We start from the raw sequence: 15,312 nt of genomic DNA on the forward strand, positions 1-15,312 counted from the left end.
CCCATGGCCAAGCTGATCATCCAGATTCCTTGCTACAACGAGGCGCAGACCTTGCCGGAAACCGTGCGCGCGCTTCCCGCCGCCGTGCCAGGCTTCGGTGTCGTCGAGTACCTTGTGATCGACGATGGCAGTTCAGATGGAACCAGCGACGTCGCGATTGGTCTTGGCGTGCACCACATCGTGCGCTTCGCGCAGAACAAAGGACTGGCCGCCGGATTCATGGCGGGCCTGGAGGCGGGCTTGCGCAACGGGGCCGATGTCATCGTCAACACCGATGCGGACAACCAATACCATGCCGGCGACATACCGCGGCTGGTCGAGCCCATACTGGCCGGCCGCGCCGAGATCGTCGTCGGCGATCGCGGCGTTGGCTCGCTGCAGCATTTCTCGCCGCTGAAGCGTTTGCTGCAACGCCTCGGCAGTTGGGTGGTGCGTCGCGCCTCCGGCGTGCACACACCCGATGCGACCAGTGGCTTTCGCGCATTGTCGCGTGAGGCAGCGCTCAAGACACTCGTTTTGCACGGCTATTCGTACACGCTCGAAACCCTGATCGGCGCAGGCATGCGTCGCACTGCGGTCGAGTTCGTGCCGGTTTCGGTCAACGCGAACACACGGCCGTCACGGTTGATGCGCAGCATCGCGCAGTACATCCGCATTTCGAGCGGAACGATCGTGCGCGCCTTTGCCATGTATCGTCCCTTGCTCGTCTTCACGGTCTGTGGCGCGCTGTTGATCACGGCCGGACTCGTACCGGCGGTACGGTTTGTCTATCACTATCTGACGGGCGATCCGTTCGGTCATATCCAGTCTCTGATCCTGGCGGCCATACTGCTGATCGTTGGTTTTCAGGTACTGCTCATCGGGCTACTGGCCGATCTGATCGCCTCGAATCGCAAGATTCTCGAGGAGACACTTTACCGGGTGCGCAAGCTCGAACTGCATCGCGGCAATTCGCGCGAGCCGCCGTCTCGTGACTGAAGCCGACAGCGCCGCGCGTATCGGCCGCGGCCGATGGCGCAAGGCCCTGCTGCGCCTGGCGCTGAGCGCTGCCTTTCTGCTTGTGCTGTTCGCCTTCGTCCCTTTTGGCGAGGTCGCGGCCGCCATGTCGCGCGTTGCCTGGCCAATCTGGGTCGCCGCCATTCCCACCTACCTCGCGCTGCACCTGATCGGTGTCATCAAGTGGCGAGTGCTCAACAACGCCGCGGGTGCGCAACTTTCGTTCACCGTGGCACTGCGCGCCTACTACGCGGGACTGTTCGGCAACACCATCATGCCCTCCATCATCGGTGGCGATGTGCTGCGCGCCGCCATCGCCTTCAATCGCGTGCACTCGCGCACGGCGTTGATCTTCGGCAGCGCACTGGATCGCGGCCTCGATTTTCTGGGCTTGCTCGCGCTGGCGGGCCTGGGTGCACTGTTTGCTCCGCAGGCGCTCGATCCGCGCAGTCGCCAGGTTTTCCTGTGGGTGGTGCTGTTACTGGCCTGCGCAATGGCGATCGGCGCCCTCGCGTTCTGGTCGATATTGCGCCTTGGCGGTATCCGGCGCCTGCGGCGACATCTGGTCCGCCTGCGGCAGGCATTGCGTTCCGCGGCCGGCGCGCCGGCTGCCGTTGCGGGCGCCTTCGTACTGGGGCTGCTGTTGCAGTCGCTCCTGGTGCTGTTCAACGCCTGGCTCGGCCGGCAGATCGGCATCGAAATCCCGCTCTACGTCTGGTTCTTCGTCTGGCCGCTCGCCAAACTCGCGGGAATTGCGCCCACGCAAAATGGCATCGGTGTGCGTGAGGCTGCCCAGGTCGCCCTGTTCGCACCATTTGGCGTCGGTGCGGCGGCAGCGTTTGGCACTGGTCTGGTGTTCGAGGTGATCATCATCGTTGGCGGCCTCATGGCCGGGATCCTGGCCTGGCTGCTCGGCCTCGCATACAAGGCAAAGACCCGATCGACAGCGCTACCGCAGCCGCCGCTTTGATCCGCTATAATTACCGGTTTACCGGGGCGACTCTGTCACGCGAAAGTGGCGGAACTGGTAGACGCGCTGGATTTAGGTTCCAGTGGGGTAACCCGTGAGAGTTCGAGTCTCTCCTTTCGCACCATCGAGGAAGTTTCAATGCAGGTTTCGGTAACCGCGACTGGCGGTCTCGAGCGCAGGCTCGAGGTGGCTGTACCGGCGGCACAGGTTTCGGATCAGGTCGAAGCCCGGCTCAAGCGTCTGGCGCGCACGGCGCGCATCAAAGGCTTCCGTCCGGGCAAGGCCCCGCTCGCGATCATTCGCCAGCAATATGGTGCACAGGTGCACTCCGAGGTCATCGACGATCTCGTGCGCACGAGCCTCAATGAGGCGCTCGACAAGGAAAACCTGCGACCGGCCGCCGGACCGCGGATCGAGCCGAAGTCCATGTCGCCAGGGAGTGACCTCGAATACGTTGCGACCTTCGAAGTGCTGCCGGATGTCACGCTCGCGCCGGCCGAGGATCTCGCCATTGCGCGCCCGAGTGCATCGATCACCGACCAGGACATCACCGATATGGTCGAGAATCTTCGCAGCCAGCGTCCGGTGTTCACCGAGGTGGCTCGCAATGCGGCCGGCAATGATCGCGTCACGGTCGACTATCACGGAACCATCGACGGGCAGCCGTTCAAGGGGAGCGAGGCGAGCGATGTGCCGTTCGTGCTCGGTACCGGGCGGTTGTTGAAGGAGCTCGAGGACGCTGTTCAGGGCGCCGCGGCTGGCGAGCGGCGCGAGGCGAGCGTCCAATATCCCGACGACTACAGCAATCAGGATGTGGCGGGCAAGAGCGCCCATTTCACGATCACTGTGAAGAAAGTCGAGGAGCAGAGTTTGCCGCCACTCGATGAGGCATTCTGCAAGGCTTTCGGTGTGGCGGACGGCAACATCGAGGCGCTACGCACCGAGGTGCGCCAGAGCATGGAGCGCGAGCTGGCACAGGCGATCCGTAACCGGCTGCGTGCCGCGGTGATGGATGCATTGGTTGCCGCCAATCCGATCGAGCTGCCGACCAGCATGGTCGAGCAGTCGATACAGGACTTGCAGATCGACATGGCGCGTCGGCTCAACATTCGCGACGCTGCGCAATTGCCGGGTCGCGAACCTTTCGTCGAGCCCGCGCGCCGGCGCGTGGCGCTTGGGCTGATCCTCGGCGAAATCATCCGTCGCGAGAATCTCGCCGCGGCGCCGCAGCGCGTGGCGGCGCGGATCGAGGAAATCGCGAGCGCCTACCCGGAGCCGCAGCAGGTACGCAAGTTCTATGCCGACAACCGGGAGGCCATGCGGCAGGTAGAGTCTTCCGTACTTGAGGAACAGGTCATCGACTGGCTTGTCGAACGCGCCAGAATATCCGACCAGCCGGCCAGTTTTCGCGAACTGACGGGCTTTGGCCGAACCGAGGAAAACGCATGAAAGAACAGGCCCTTAACCTGGTACCCATCGTTGTCGAACAGACCGCCCGCGGCGAGCGCGCCTACGACATCTATTCGCGGCTCCTCAAGGAGCGCGTCATCTTCGTCGTCGGTCCGGTCGAGGATCACATGGCCAACCTGATCGTTGCCCAGCTTCTTTTCCTGGAATCGGAAAATCCGGAAAAAGACATCGCGCTATATATCAATTCGCCTGGCGGATCGGTGAGCGCGGGCCTCGCGGTTTATGACACCATGCAATTCATTCGCCCGGATGTGAGCACCATCTGTGTCGGCATGGCCGCGAGCATGGGTGCTGTCCTGCTCGCCGGCGGCGAGAAGGGCAAGCGCTACATGCTGCCCAATTCCCGCGCCATGATTCACCAGCCCTGGGGCGGGTTCCAGGGTCAGGCCACGGACATCGGCATCCAGGCCCAGGAAATGATGCGCACGCGCGAGCGACTTAACGAAATCCTCTCGCGCCACACCGGCCAGCCCATCGAAAAGATCAAAACCGACACTGAACGGGACAACTTCATGGGTGGCCGTGAAGCCATCGACTACGGGCTCGTTGACCAGATTCTCGACAAACGGGCGCACGAGGCCCAGACGGGTTCTGCGACCTAGGTAGCAAATACGTAGAACCTTTGGTTGTACAAAGGCTTAGCATTGGCCAGGTCTTTGCGCCCGGCTTCCCGTACATGCTATAAGAGCGCCACAATACAGGCTTCAGCCTGCCTCGCAGGCTAGGGGTGGCTTGGAAACATGACCGAAGATTCGCGCGGGCGCCACGACGACGGCAAGCTGCTTTACTGCTCGTTCTGCGGCAAGAGCCAGCATGAGGTTCGCAAACTCATTGCGGGCCCCTCGGTGTTCGTTTGCGACGAATGCGTCGAGTTGTGCAACGACATCATTCGCGAGGAGCTCGAAGATCGTGCCGAGCGGGCGCGCGACAAGCTTCCAAAGCCACAGGAAATCAAGAAGGTCCTCGACGACTACGTCATCGGCCAGGAGCGCGCCAAGAAGGTGCTGGCGGTTGCGGTCTACAACCACTACAAGCGTTTGCAGACGCGCAGCGGCAGTACGCCGCGCGCCAAGGACGAAGTCGAGATCGCCAAGAGCAACATCCTGCTGATCGGCCCGACCGGCTGCGGCAAGACCCTGTTGGCCGAAACGTTGGCCCGCCTGCTCAACGTGCCGTTCACCATTGCGGATGCCACGACCCTCACCGAGGCCGGCTACGTGGGCGAGGATGTCGAGAACATCATCCAGAAGCTCCTGCAGAAGTGCGACTACGACGTCGAGAAAGCGCAGACCGGCATCGTCTACATCGACGAAATCGACAAGATTTCGCGCAAGTCGGACAACCCTTCTATCACGCGCGACGTTTCCGGCGAGGGCGTGCAGCAGGCATTGCTCAAGCTCATCGAGGGCACGGTCGCCTCGGTGCCGCCGCAGGGCGGGCGCAAACATCCGCAGCAGGAGTTCCTGCAGGTCGACACCAGCAACATCCTGTTCATCTGTGGCGGCGCATTCGCGGGCCTCGAGAAAATCATCCTCAACCGCACCCAGCAGAGCGGCATCGGGTTTACCTCCAAGGTGCGCGAGACCAACGCCAAGCGCCAGGGGAGCGACCTGTTCCATGAAGTCGAGCCGGAGGACCTGATCAAATTCGGCCTGATACCCGAATTCGTCGGCCGCCTGCCGGTCGTGGCCACGCTCGATGAACTCGACGAAGAGGCGCTGGTATCCATCCTGACCACGCCCAAGAACGCATTGACCAAGCAGTACAAGCGACTGCTCGACATGGAAGGCGTCGATCTCGAGTTCCGCGATGACGCCCTGAAGGCCATTGCCCGCAAGGCGATGGAACGCAAGACAGGCGCTCGTGGCCTTCGCACCATACTCGAGAACGTCCTGCTCGAGAGCATGTACGATCTGCCGTCATTGAAGGGTGTCGAGAAGGTCGTGGTCGATGATTCGGTCATCGAAGGCCACAACAAGCCCTATATCGTCTATCGCTCCGACGAGTCTCGCGCGGCGGCTGACGACGTGCCGCGCCGGGCGTCGGGCACGGGCAGCGCCTAGGCTTGTGTCGGCGGAAGCCCGGCGGCTCCCGACCTGCTTGAAATCAGACCTGGTTAACCCCATTTTGCAGGGAGCCGTGTACAGTTTGGGCTGTCGCGGTGCCCTATTTGCCATGAGGCCAATTGCGTGAACGAAGAATCCACACCGGGCTTGCAGATTACGGGGATAGAAAACATACCGGCGCTGCCGTTGCGCGACGTGGTCGTCTACCCGCACATGGTCATTCCGCTGTTCGTCGGGCGGGAGAAGTCCATCCTTGCGCTCGAGGCTGCCATGCGCGCCGATAAGCGCATCCTGCTGGTCGCCCAGAAGCAGGCCGATGTCGATGAGCCCGGCGTCGACGATCTATACCGCGTAGGCACGTTGGCCACGGTACTTCAGTTGCTCAAGCTCCCCGACGGCACGGTCAAGGTGCTGGTCGAGGGCGTGGATCGTGCCCGCATCGATGCGATCGAGGCGGCTGCATTTTTCTCGGCACGCGTCTCGGTCGAGAACGATGTCGATGTCTATGACGACCGCGAACTCGAAGTACTGGGTCGATCGGTCATTTCCCAGTTCGAGCAGTACGTCAAGCTGAACAAGAAAGTGCCGCCCGAAGTCCTGACGGCATTGGCGGGCATCGAACAGGCCGGCCGGCTCGCCGATACAGTCGCGGCGCACATGTCGCTGAAGCTCCCGGAGAAACAGAAGGTCCTGGAGATTTTCGACGTCAAGAAACGCCTCGAGCACATCCTGGTCGCCATCGAGGGCGAAATGGATGTGTTGCAGATCGAGAAGCGCATCCGCGGCCGCGTCAAGGCGCAGATGGAAAAAAGCCAGCGCGAGTACTACCTGAATGAGCAAATGAAGGCCATTCAGAAAGAACTCGGCGACATGGACGAGGGCGGCAACGAAATCACCGATCTCGAACAGAAAATCTCCAAAGCCGGCATGCCAAAAGATGCGCGCGAGAAGGCCGGATCGGAGCTGGCGAAGCTGAAACTCATGTCGCCGATGTCCGCCGAGGCGACGGTGGTGCGCAATTACATCGACTGGCTGGTCAAGGTACCGTGGAAGAAGCGCAGCAAGGTTCTGAAGGACATTGCCCGCGCCCAGGCGGTGCTGGACGAAGACCACTACGGGCTCGAGAAGGTCAAGGAGCGCATCGTCGAGTACCTTGCCGTGCAGCAGCGCGTCGACAAGATCAAAGGCCCGATCCTGTGCCTGGTCGGACCTCCGGGCGTCGGCAAGACCTCGCTCGGCCAGAGTATCGCCCGCGCGACCAACCGCAAATTCGTGCGCATGTCGCTCGGTGGCGTGCGCGATGAGGCCGAAATACGCGGCCATCGACGCACCTATATCGGCTCGATGCCAGGCAAGATCATCCAGAACATGGCCAAGACCGGGGTCGCGAATCCGCTGTTCCTGCTCGATGAAGTCGACAAGATGTCGATGGATTTTCGCGGCGACCCGTCCTCGGCGCTGCTCGAGGTGCTCGATCCCGAGCAGAATGCCACGTTCAATGATCACTACCTCGAGGTGGATTTCGACCTCTCGCAGGTGATGTTCGTCTGTACGGCCAACAGCCTCAATATCCCGGCGCCATTGCTCGATCGCATGGAGGTCATTCGCATCCCGGGCTATACCGAGGACGAAAAACTCAATATCGCCACGCGCTATCTGTTACCGAAGCAGATCAAGTCGAACGGACTCAAGCCGGGCGAACTGAAAGCTGGCGACGAAGTCGTGCTCGACATCATCCGCTACTACACGCGCGAAGCGGGGGTGCGTAATCTCGAGCGCGAAATCGCCAAGATCTGCCGCAAGGCAGTCAAGCAGCTGCTGCTCAACAAAAAGGAAAAATCAGTCACGGTCACGAGCAAGACGCTCGACAAGTACCTGGGCGTGCGCCGCTTCCGTCACGGCCGCGCCGAAGACGCCTCGAGGGTGGGCCAGGTGACTGGTCTCGCCTGGACCGAGGTCGGCGGCGAGCTGCTGACTATCGAGTCGGCCGTGGTGCCGGGCAAAGGCAAGTTGCAACACACGGGCCAGCTGGGCGGCGTGATGCAGGAGTCCATCCAGGCGGCCATGACCGTCGTGCGAAGCCGCGCTCAGGTGCTCGGCATCGAGCCGGACTTCTACCAGAAGCACGACGTCCACCTGCACGTGCCCGAGGGCGCGACACCGAAGGACGGTCCGTCGGCGGGCATCGGCATGTGTACGGCCTTGGTCTCGGCGCTGACGCGCATCCCCGTCAGGGCCGACGTTGCCATGACCGGCGAGATCACCCTGCGCGGCGAGGTGCTGCCGATCGGCGGGCTCAAGGAGAAATTGCTGGCGGCCCACCGTGGCGGCATCGCCACGGTGATCATCCCCCAGGACAACGAGAAGGACCTGGTCGAGATTCCCGACAACATCAAGGGCAATCTCAAGATCAGGCCGGTCAAATGGATCGACGAGGTGCTCGAGATCGCGCTGGTATCGCGCCCTGTGCCGCTGTCAGGACGCCCGGAGGGGGCAGGCAAGCGCTCACGGCGGGTCGCGCGCCGCGCCGGGAAGACCGTGCAGGCACATTGAGGCACGGTCATTTTCCAGCTGGTCTCGCGGCATTTTTTCCACTAGAATGCGCGCCCTCGTTCGCAGCGGCGCTGAATTTCCGTTAACTTCGCGGGTTTGGGTGCTTAGCTCAGCGGTAGAGCGTCGCCCTTACAAGGCGAATGTCGGGGGTTCGATCCCCTCAGCACCCACCAATTGGGGAGCGCCATCGAAACGGAGCGGTAGTTCAGTCGGTTAGAATACCGGCCTGTCACGCCGGGGGTCGCGGGTTCGAGTCCCGTCCGCTCCGCCAATTTGAAAGAAGCCGATGCTGCAAAGTCTGAACGACGCCCTGAAGCGCCATCGCTGGCTCTCAGCCATCCTGCTTGGGGCCATCGCCATGTTCTTCGTGGTCTGGGGCGCCTACGGCGTGGTCAACATGGATTTCTTCAGCCGTGCGGACGAAGCAGCGCGGGTCAATGGCGTCTCCGTCCCGCGGGCCGAGGCCGTGCGCGCCTGGCAGGACCAGCAATCGCAGTGGCAGCGCTTCTTCGGCGGCGAAATCCCCGCAGAGCGCCAGGCCGAGATCAAGAACTCGGTGCTGGAGGGCCTCGTGCGACGAGCGCTCATCAAGGAGCGTGCGACGGATCTCGGCTATCGAGTCTCGCCGCAGCGACTGCGCGAGGCCATCCTGCGCGAGCCGGCGTTCCAGGTCGATGGCAAGTACAATGCCGATGTGGCGCGCGCGCGCCTGGCGCAGGCCGGCATCAGCGAATCGCAGTACGAGCGCGAAGTCGAAGAGTCGCTCCTGCGTGGCCAGCTCGAAGGGGGAATGCGTGTGTCGGCATTCATCACGCCGACCGAACTCGCGAGGATATTCGCGCTCGAGGACGAGCAACGCGAGATCAGCTACCTCGAACTGCCATACGACAAATTCACGGGCGATGGCAAGGTCGACGAAGCCGACATCAGGAAACGCTACGAGGCGGAGCAGCAGCGTTTTCTGACTCCCGAGTCAGTCAAGCTCGAATACGCCGAATTGCGCCTCGATGAGGTCAAGGCGCAGGTCAAACTCGCCGACGGTGCGCTCGAGAAGTACTACGCCGACAATCGCGACAAGTTCGTCGAGCCTGAGCGACGCAAGGCGCGGCATATCCTGATCAAGGTTGCCGAGGCCAAGGACGATGCGGCGGCCAAGGCACGAGCCGAGAAGCTGCTGGCCGAAGTCAAGGGTGGTGCCGATTTCGCGGAACTCGCGCGAGCGAACTCCGATGATGGCGGCTCCGCCGCGCAAGGAGGCGATCTGGGCTGGGCGGAACGCAGCTATTTCGTAGGGCCATTCTCCGATGCTCTGTTCGCCATGCAGCCAGGCGAAATCCGCGGGCCCATCAAGACCCAGTTCGGCTATCACATCATCAAGCTCGAAGAGATTCAGCCCGAGAGGGGAAAGAGTTTCGACGCGGCGCGGCCCGAGATCGAGGCCCGGTTGCGTGAGCAGGAAGCCGCCGATGTATTCGGCGATCGCCAGGAGGCGATCCAGCACGAGCTCGAGTCCGGCAATTCAAAACTGGCGGATGTGGCCGCGAGCAACGGCATGCGCGTGGAAGTCGTCGACGAATATCTCAAGGGCGCGGGTGGCGGAAGCCTCGGTGCGGATCGCGACCTCAATGAGCTCGTCTTCAGCGATGCGGTACTCAACCAGGGGCGCATCGGTGGGCCCGTGTTCCTTGGCGATGACCGCATGATACTGGTGAAGGTGACCCTGCATCGCAAGCCCGAACCGCGCGCTCTCGACACCGTCGCCAACGAGATCAAGGCCGAGATATTGCGCGAACGCGGCACGGCCTCGGCACTCGCCGCCGCCCGGCAGACCGTGGCGCGACTTTCCGCGGGCCAACCATTCGCGGATTCGGCCAAAGCGCTCGGGGTCGAGGCTGAGCCGGCACGTTTCATCGGCCGGGCTGATCCCGCGGTGCCCGCCAAGATCCGCGAGTTGGTCTTTCAGCAGGCTCGTCCCGACGGCAAGCCTCGTTACTTCAGCGTCGAGCTCGACAACGGCGGGGCCGCGGTCGTGCAATTCAGCGCCGTACGCGCCGAACCAAGCGCCGCTGACGGCGCATTGCGGGCTCAGCATGCCGAAGAAATGTTGCGTCGCCACGCCGAAGCTGATGCGGCGGCTTACCTCGAAGAAGCACGGCGCCAGGCACAAGTCACAATTCGCCCCGACGCCTTCAATTAGTCATCGCCGACTGGGGAGGCGCGCATGACGGCAACCACCAGCAAACCTCGATTGGCACTGCATTGGCAGATTCTGCTGGCGCTGTTGCTGGCAGTGGTGGTCGGGTCGCTGGTCGGTGAGAAAGGCCAGGTTTTCGGCATCACCTGGCTCGCGATCTTCGGTTTTGTCGGGCAGTTGTTCCTCAATGCCCTGAAGATGCTCATCGTGCCCCTCATATCGTCGTCGATGATCATCGGCATCGCCGGCATCGGACGCAGTGGCGCGCTCGGGCGGCTCGGCGGCCGGACGCTCGGACTCTACGCACTGAGTGGTGCCCTTGCCGTCATCGTCGGGCTCACCATCGTCAATCTCGTCTCGCCCGGCATCGTGGCAGGCGAGCCGGCGCGCAACGTCCTCTCGCTCGAGGCGGATCAGGAGCGGTTGCAGCAGAGCATTGCCGGTCGCGGTGCCGGTGATGTCGTGCAGATTCTGGTTCGCGCGATACCGCCCAACGTATTTGAAGCCGCATCCGATAACGCCCAGATGCTTGGCCTCATCGTATTCAGCCTGCTGTTCGGCTATTTCCTCACAAGAATCGACGAAGACGACGCCCAGCCCGTATTTCGTTTCTGGAAGGGCGTGTTCGCGGTGATGATGCACATCACCGACCTGGTGATGCGCTTTGCGCCGGTCGGCGTTTTCGCCCTGGTCGCGCAGGTTGCTGCGCGTAGCGGTTTCGCGGCGGCGCAGCCCCTCGTTCTCTTCGCCCTCTGTGTGCTCGGCGGGCTGTTGTTTCACGCCTTGGTGACACTGCCGCTGCTGGTGCGCTGGCTGGGCCGCGTGTCTCCGCTGCCGCTTTATCGCGCGGTCAGTCCAGCGCTCTTGACCGCATTTTCCACGGCTTCCTCTTCGGCGGCCTTGCCTGTCACCATGAGTTGTCTTGAGGAGCGGGCGGGCGTGTCCAACAAGGTCACGAGTTTCGTGGCGCCGCTCGGTGCGACCATCAACATGAACGGCACGGCACTGTATGAATGCGCCGCCGTTATTTTCATTGCCCAGGCGTATGGGATCGACATGAGTCTCGCCCAGCAGATCCTGGTGGTGCTGTTGGCGCTTGTCACATCAATCGGCGTGGCCGGCATTCCCGCTGCATCGCTGGTCGCGATCGCGGTCATCCTGCAGGCGCTGCATCTTCCCGCCGAGGCGATGGCCTTGTTGTTCGTGTTCGATCGCCCGCTCGATATGGCGCGCACCGCAATCAACGTACTGGGTGACTCGGCCGCGGCGGTCATCGTCGCGCGCAGCGACGGCGAGTCCTGGGTGTTGAGCGATGGGGCGAAAGAGGACGCTGTTACGTAGCGACGCGCTGCATTCTTGGAGCTCCGTGGCGCGCATCCCTGCGCGCGCTTCCGCCCAGAGCGTCAAACCGATGCATCCCCGATCTTGCGACTAGTGTCGGCAAGGTTTACGAGTTCCACCGTGGTCGAGGCCAGGCGTATGCGTCCTTGCGACTCATCGACCGCAGCGAGGAAACGCTGGGCGAGCGCGTCCTTGGTCAGCCGCCGCCGGCGATAATCGACGACGTAGCGCCCGGTGAGTTCGATCCAGTTGTCGGTAAGGATCATGCTCACCAGCGGCTCGATGCGCGCATTCTCCAGCGCATATTTCTCACGTGCCTGTTGCCAGGCTGTTGCACTGGCGCGCGCATGTTGCCAGTCGGACCCATAGCGGATCGGAATCTTGATTTCATCCCACAGGAACGGGTAATCGGCCGAATAATTGAACACCGGCTCTTTGAATACGAAGCTGTTGGCGATGCGCACGATGCGACCGTTGTAGAGATCGCCCGCGACCCACTCGCCAACCTCCATCAAGGTGGTGCGCAGCACGCCGATGTCGATCACATCGCCCTTGATGCCGCCGAGCTGCACGCGATCGCCGATGGCGTAGAAGCGTCCGAAGGTCACCGCGACCCAGCCCGCCACACTCGCAATGACCTCCTGCAATGCGAATGCGATACCGGCGCCGGCGACGCCCAGCGCCACAGTGAGCCCGGTCAGTCGCGAACTGAAGGCCGACAGCAGCACCAGGGCTGCAATCAGGTAACCGCTGAAGCGCAGGAAGCGGCGCACGCGGTGCGCGGCGACACCACCGTGCAGGTGGCGCGTCACTGTGCGCTGCAGGAGATTCACGACCAGCAGGATGACGATGACGAGAACGACCGGCGGCAGCCAGTTGCGGAGGCTCTCGGCGGTTACCCACTGTGGCAGTTCAAACATCGAAATCGAGTTTCGCGCGGCGACGTCGCCTGACGGCGAGCCACAAGGACGCCCAGAGCGCGCCGATCACGGTGGCCGAGGCGACGACCACCACCAGCGGTAGTTCCAGATACCAGAGAAACAGGCGCACCTGCACGTCCTGCAGATTCTGCAGGGCGAAAACCGAAACCAGGGTTCCAAGCAGCGCACCGGCGTAGAATCGCAAGCGCGACATGCCGTGTTATTCGCCTTCGTGCGGAAAGCTCATGCCGACGGTGCTGAAGCCGCTGTCGACATAGAGAATTTCACCGGTGATGCCGCGGGCCAGGTCGGAGCAGAGAAATGCGGCGGCATTGCCGACGTCATCGAGCGTGACATTGCGCTTGAGCGGTGCCACCTCCGCGACGCGGCCCATCATCTTGCGAAATCCCGGGATTCCGGCAGCCGCCAGTGTCTTGACCGGTCCCGCCGAGATGCCATTGACGCGCACTCCCTTCGGCCCGAGATCGAGCGCCAGGAAGCGGACGTTGGCTTCGAGGCTCGCTTTGGCGAGTCCCATGACGTTGTAATTCGGTATTGAACGCACCGCGCCCAGGTAGGACAGGGTGACTACGGCCGAGTCGTGGCCAGCGAGCAAGGGCTCGGCCGCGCGTGCAAGCGCAGTCAGGCTGTAGCTGGATACATCGTGTGCAATGCGAAATGCCTCGCGTGTTGTGCATTCCACGAAATCTCCGGTGAGTGCCTCGCGCGGCGCGTAGGCGACGGCGTGGACCAGTACGTCCAACCGGCCCCAATCCTTGCGAAGGCGCGCGAACACCGCCTCGATCTGGCTATCATCGGTAACATCGAGCGGCAGAACGAGCGACGACCCCAGCGAATGGGCAAGCGGTTCTACCCGGTCCTTCAGTTTGTCGTTCGCGTACGTAAAGGCGAGTTCGGCCCCCTCGCGATGCATGGCCTGGGCAATACCCCAGGCGATTGACCGATCCGACGCCACGCCGATGATCAGCGCGCGCTTGCCCTGCATGAAAGCCATGTACGTCCCCTGGTCATTGCCGCCCGACAATCAGCCTTTGCGGCTGACGTGAATCTTCAATCGCTGGCCGGGTCTCAGTATGGACCTTGTGGTCAGTCCGTTCCACTGCGCAATCTGGGTGACGGTGACCTGGAAGATGCGCGCGATCTGCCAGAGGTTGTCACCACGGCGAACCACATAGGTGACCTGGCGTTTCGTGCCGGAATCGGCGGCGGTCGCGTTGTTCGTGCTTGCGGCAGGGGCGCTCGACGCGCGGGCCGCAGGATTCAATACGAGCCGCTGTCCCGTGCGCAACGTCGAACGCGGGTTGATGCCATTGATGCGCGCAAGCGTCGCGACGTTCATGTTGTTGCGGCGTGCGATCGTCCAAAGGGAATCGCCACGGCGCACCACGTGAACGACCGGTCGGCCGCGCACCCGATGCAAACCGCCGTCGACTCGCGCTGCGGCGAGCATCACTTTCTCCGGCAGGGCGGTGGCGCCCGAGGGAACGCGCAAATCACTGCCGACGCGCAGCAGGTCGTTCGGGCCAAGATCATTGAGCTCGCGTATGACATGGGGCTGTGTGTGATACTGCGTCGCGATGCTTGCGAGCGTCTCGCCGGCCGCAATGTCGTGGTGTGAGACACGCATCAGCTCGTCAGGTGAAAGCGTTGCTACGCTTTCGCGAAAGACATCAGCGGTGTCGGCGGGAATCAGCAGGCGATGCGGGCCGGCCGGGTCAGTGGCAAAGCGGTGAAATGCCGAATTGAGCTCATAGAGCTCCTCCGCGCTGATGCCCGCGAGCTCGGCCGCGAGCTTCATGTCGATCTGTCCGGGCAATGGCACAACGGTGAAATAGGGTTCGTCGCGGATTGCTGAAATCGCTATTCCATAGCCTTCCGGATCCGCAATGAGCCGCTTCATTGCCAGCAGCTTCGGGACATAGGAGCGTGTCTCGCTCGGCAGGCGCAGACTGAAGAAATCCGCCGAGCGCCCAGCCGCAAGGTTCTGCCGGACAGCGCGCGCCACGCAGTATTCCCCACAGTTGTAGGCGGCGACCGCGAGCAGCCAGTCACCGTTGAATTTGTCGTGCAGGAATGCCAGGTAATCGAGTGCGCCACGCGTCGCCTCGATGACATCGCGGCGTCCGTCGTACCACCAGTTCTGCTTCAGGCCGAAGCGCTCACCCGTGCCCGGTACGAACTGCCACAGGCCCGAGGCGCGGGCACGCGAATAAGCATAGGGCTGGAACGCGCTCTCGATCAGCGGCAGCAACGCGATTTCCATCGGCATCTGCCGGGCCTGGACTTCTTCGACGATGTGGTAGAGGTAGAGCCCCGCGCGTGAGAACACCCGGTCCAGGTAGTCGGGATTGCGCACATACCAGTAGAGCTGGCTGTCGATGCTGCGCGAGCTGCGATCCTCGAGTGCGAATCCATCGCGAATGCGGTCGAACAAGTCGCTGACGACCCGCGCATTGGCGGCGAGCGGTGCTTCCAGTGGCCGCAGTGGCTCGAGCAGCGGATCGCCCGGCTCGTCATCGCCCTGCGCGTGACCACCAGCGCCAGGTTCGTCGCCCAGGTGGGTTGCCGAGCCATCGGCTCGTGCCGCCGCAGGATCGACAGTTTCGGCTGCCGTCGCGACGGAGCCGTCGGTCGCCGGCGCTGGCGCGAGGGATTCGCCCTGCATGGCCACAGGCGCGCGCAGCGTCGAGCAGGCGCCCATGGCAAACAGGGCCACGGCTGCCAGGACAATGATCGCCGGCTTTGAGGTCTGATCCTTCAAATACGGACCCGCCATATCTG

Annotated in this window: 12 protein-coding genes and 3 tRNA genes; 11 read left to right on the forward strand and 4 right to left on the reverse strand. The window is 62.8% G+C overall.

The genetic code is table 11. The annotated features are described in order from the left end of the window. Window positions 1-3: 3 nt before the first annotated feature. The 11 genes from R3E77_05850 (at window position 4) to R3E77_05900 (ending at window position 11,590) form a co-directional block, all read left to right on the forward strand. Window positions 4-978, forward strand: a complete 975-nt coding sequence (locus R3E77_05850) for a glycosyltransferase family 2 protein (GenBank protein ID MEZ5498938.1) — start codon at window positions 4-6, stop codon at window positions 976-978. Then, a complete protein-coding gene (locus R3E77_05855; GenBank protein MEZ5498939.1) occupies window positions 971-1,966 on the forward strand; it encodes a lysylphosphatidylglycerol synthase transmembrane domain-containing protein in 996 nt (331 codons plus the stop codon). Before R3E77_05850 ends, R3E77_05855 begins: the two co-directional genes overlap by 8 nt. A 39-nt stretch (window positions 1,967-2,005) precedes the next feature. Further along, window positions 2,006-2,090: transfer RNA gene (locus tag R3E77_05860), tRNA-Leu, on the forward strand. 14 nt (window positions 2,091-2,104) lie between these two features. Next, window positions 2,105-3,415: a trigger factor gene (gene tig, locus R3E77_05865; GenBank protein MEZ5498940.1), complete on the forward strand. Its 1,311-nt coding sequence runs from the start codon at window positions 2,105-2,107 to the stop codon at window positions 3,413-3,415. After that, complete coding sequence (gene clpP, locus R3E77_05870) at window positions 3,412-4,038, forward strand: ATP-dependent Clp endopeptidase proteolytic subunit ClpP (GenBank protein MEZ5498941.1); 627 nt, start codon at window positions 3,412-3,414, stop codon at window positions 4,036-4,038. Before tig ends, clpP begins: the two co-directional genes overlap by 4 nt. Before the next feature lie 138 nt (window positions 4,039-4,176). Beyond that, a complete protein-coding gene (gene clpX / locus R3E77_05875; GenBank protein ID MEZ5498942.1) occupies window positions 4,177-5,499 on the forward strand; it encodes an ATP-dependent Clp protease ATP-binding subunit ClpX in 1,323 nt (440 codons plus the stop codon). A 156-nt stretch (window positions 5,500-5,655) separates the two neighbouring features. After that, a complete protein-coding gene (gene lon, locus R3E77_05880) occupies window positions 5,656-8,055 on the forward strand; it encodes an endopeptidase La (protein ID MEZ5498943.1) in 2,400 nt (799 codons plus the stop codon). Window positions 8,056-8,153: 98 nt separating this feature from the next. Next, window positions 8,154-8,228, forward strand: a tRNA-Val gene (locus R3E77_05885). 21 nt (window positions 8,229-8,249) lie between these two features. Continuing rightward, window positions 8,250-8,326 (forward strand) — tRNA-Asp (locus R3E77_05890). 15 nt (window positions 8,327-8,341) lie between these two features. Further along, a complete protein-coding gene (locus tag R3E77_05895) occupies window positions 8,342-10,252 on the forward strand; it encodes a SurA N-terminal domain-containing protein (GenBank protein ID MEZ5498944.1) in 1,911 nt (636 codons plus the stop codon). Window positions 10,253-10,276: 24 nt separating this feature from the next. Beyond that, on the forward strand, window positions 10,277-11,590 hold the full coding sequence (locus R3E77_05900; GenBank protein MEZ5498945.1) for a dicarboxylate/amino acid:cation symporter: 1,314 nt from the start codon (window positions 10,277-10,279) through the stop codon (window positions 11,588-11,590). Between the two features lie 62 nt (window positions 11,591-11,652). Here the strand turns inward: R3E77_05900 and R3E77_05905 are convergent, their stop codons facing one another. From R3E77_05905 to R3E77_05920, 4 genes are read right to left on the reverse strand one after another with little or no spacing between them, the layout of a single operon-like run. Continuing rightward, window positions 11,653-12,510 (reverse strand): mechanosensitive ion channel, encoded by an 858-nt coding sequence (locus R3E77_05905; protein MEZ5498946.1) that lies wholly within the window; start codon window positions 12,508-12,510, stop codon window positions 11,653-11,655. Beyond that, entirely contained in the window at window positions 12,503-12,724 is a 222-nt protein-coding gene (locus R3E77_05910; GenBank protein ID MEZ5498947.1) for a LapA family protein, read from the reverse strand. Before R3E77_05910 ends, R3E77_05905 begins: the two co-directional genes overlap by 8 nt. A gap of 6 nt (window positions 12,725-12,730) precedes the next feature. Then, window positions 12,731-13,525: an enoyl-ACP reductase gene (locus R3E77_05915; GenBank protein MEZ5498948.1), complete on the reverse strand. Its 795-nt coding sequence runs from the start codon at window positions 13,523-13,525 to the stop codon at window positions 12,731-12,733. Between the two features lie 30 nt (window positions 13,526-13,555). Continuing rightward, window positions 13,556-15,292 carry a LysM peptidoglycan-binding domain-containing protein gene (locus tag R3E77_05920; GenBank protein MEZ5498949.1) on the reverse strand — a complete coding sequence of 579 codons (1,737 nt, stop codon included), beginning with the start codon at window positions 15,290-15,292 and terminating at the stop codon, window positions 13,556-13,558. Between the last annotated feature and the right edge of the window lie 20 nt (window positions 15,293-15,312).

Source organism: Steroidobacteraceae bacterium, from assembly GCA_041395505.1.
Taxonomy (GTDB): Bacteria; Pseudomonadota; Gammaproteobacteria; order Steroidobacterales; family Steroidobacteraceae; genus JAWLAG01.

Bases quoted from the DNA above. Each gene is read 5' to 3' on its own strand.
- tig (MEZ5498940.1), top strand. From the start codon at position 2,105: ATGCAGGTTTCGGTAACCGCGACTGGCGGTCTCGAGCGCAGGCTCGAG.
- R3E77_05910 (MEZ5498947.1), bottom strand. From the start codon at position 12,724: ATGTCGCGCTTGCGATTCTACGCCGGTGCGCTGCTTGGAACCCTGGTT.
- R3E77_05850 (MEZ5498938.1), top strand. From the start codon at position 4: ATGGCCAAGCTGATCATCCAGATTCCTTGCTACAACGAGGCGCAGACC.
- R3E77_05905 (MEZ5498946.1), bottom strand. From the start codon at position 12,510: ATGTTTGAACTGCCACAGTGGGTAACCGCCGAGAGCCTCCGCAACTGG.
- R3E77_05900 (MEZ5498945.1), top strand. From the start codon at position 10,277: ATGACGGCAACCACCAGCAAACCTCGATTGGCACTGCATTGGCAGATT.
- R3E77_05895 (MEZ5498944.1), top strand. From the start codon at position 8,342: ATGCTGCAAAGTCTGAACGACGCCCTGAAGCGCCATCGCTGGCTCTCA.
- R3E77_05915 (MEZ5498948.1), bottom strand. From the start codon at position 13,525: ATGGCTTTCATGCAGGGCAAGCGCGCGCTGATCATCGGCGTGGCGTCG.
- clpP (MEZ5498941.1), top strand. From the start codon at position 3,412: ATGAAAGAACAGGCCCTTAACCTGGTACCCATCGTTGTCGAACAGACC.
- clpX (MEZ5498942.1), top strand. From the start codon at position 4,177: ATGACCGAAGATTCGCGCGGGCGCCACGACGACGGCAAGCTGCTTTAC.